This is a genomic window from Gilvimarinus gilvus, from assembly GCF_030518155.1.
Taxonomy (GTDB): Bacteria; Pseudomonadota; Gammaproteobacteria; order Pseudomonadales; family Cellvibrionaceae; genus Gilvimarinus; species Gilvimarinus gilvus.
This window is the reverse complement of sequence record NZ_JAULRU010000776.1, coordinates 1-419: the sequence shown is the minus strand read 5'-3', so window position 1 is coordinate 419 and position 419 is coordinate 1. Positions and strand designations below refer to the sequence as shown.

Sequence of the window (419 nt, the reverse complement as noted above, 5' to 3'; positions counted from 1 at the left end):
TTACTCACTTGAGGGCACCTCTGATATATTTTATTCATATGATAGCTTATATCTCAGCAGGCTACGCCCAGTATCATCAGATCACCATGCACAAACAAACAGATATGGATGACAAGGCTATCATCGAACTTCACAGCAAATTATACCAGCCCTATTCTTAACACCAAAAGAGCAACTATCTATGAGCACTTCGATAGATGTACTGGAAAAAGAAGCTCTAAAGGCCACATCAGCAGATAGTCAAAGCGAAACCAACACTATGCCGCTAGACCTTAATTCAATAGGAGAAGAAATTGATGCGGCTTTTTCGTCTGGAAGGCCGAAGTCTGATACAGCAATGAAAAGATAAGACTGCCGTTTAGATGATTTCAACAAAACAAAAAAAGTTGCCAGCGGCAACTTTTAAATTCTGCATATTT

1 protein-coding gene is annotated in these 419 nt (G+C 39.4%); it reads left to right on the top strand.

Annotation, left to right across the window (positions count from 1 at the left end; translation table 11 throughout):
• Positions 1-181 precede the first annotated feature (181 nt).
• Positions 182-349: a hypothetical protein gene (locus tag QWI17_RS19560; RefSeq protein WP_302724212.1), complete on the top strand. Its 168-nt coding sequence runs from the start codon at positions 182-184 to the stop codon at positions 347-349.
• Positions 350-419: the final 70 nt, after the last annotated feature.

Excerpts from the sequence above, each read along its gene's own strand:
- QWI17_RS19560 (WP_302724212.1), top strand. The coding sequence starts at position 182 with ATGAGCACTTCGATAGATGTACTGGAAAAAGAAGCTCTAAAGGCCACA.